This window comes from Psychrobacter sp. 1U2, from assembly GCF_051847575.1.
Genome location: NZ_JBPYDC010000844.1, coordinates 1 through 807, shown reverse-complemented (window position 1 = coordinate 807; position 807 = coordinate 1). Strand labels below are relative to the sequence as shown.

1 pseudogene is annotated in these 807 nt (G+C 41.9%); it reads right to left on the bottom strand.

Features of this window, described 5'->3' with window-relative positions:
* Positions 1-147: 147 nt before the first annotated feature.
* Positions 148-807 (bottom strand): annotated as a pseudogene (locus ACS8FD_RS19075) (M48 family metalloprotease); the annotation flags it as partial.

Below are 807 nucleotides of genomic sequence, written 5' to 3'. Positions count from 1 at the left end.
TAGCGGATCTTGGATATCACTCATGTCTCTTTATTGTCCTACTTATCTTGTTTAAATCATTTGTAGATGGGCCGATTAGTTTGACAGCTTAACCAAAGTATCCATCATAGCTGTTGAATGACTTCTGAGGTGTCAACTAAGCTGCAATCAAAAAAGCTTACGAACGCCTAGCCAGTGCTCTGCGAGTGCCATCAAGCAGTCGTACTCATCCTGACTGATTATCGTATCGTGTAACATGACGGTATGCAATGTACTTAGCCATTGTCGATACTCATTATAGTCTATTTGACGGCTTTCTTGTTGTGTCTCTGGATAATTCTCTTTCCCCTGAGTCTCTATTATAGAGTCCGTAGCAATAGACGCGGGGTAGACAGGCACAGTACTAATGACAGCCAATAGCTGAACGCTATTTAGACTTTGAGCAGTTAATAATAACCACTGCAAATTGGCATCACTGATCATGGTTAAATCAATATCAATCAAGCGCGCATGGCGGCGTAGATCGACGATATAGTGCGCAACGCTGTCACTATTATAGCCAAGCCCTGACACATGTACTGAGCTATCTAACGTCAATATCACTTGACCTTTGACATCTTTCGATAGCCGATATGTAAGCAATATCAATATGGCTCTCTTAGCCACATCAAGACTGTTAAACACTTGTCCTGAAGGATCGAGCTGAACACATATCTCATTCATACCCCTCTGTAATAGCGGTTGCCATTCAGCCTGAATGTCTCCATCATTATCGTTTAAAACTTCGGAAAATATTGGCAGTAATTGCTGTAAATGCAGCGCTTGCCA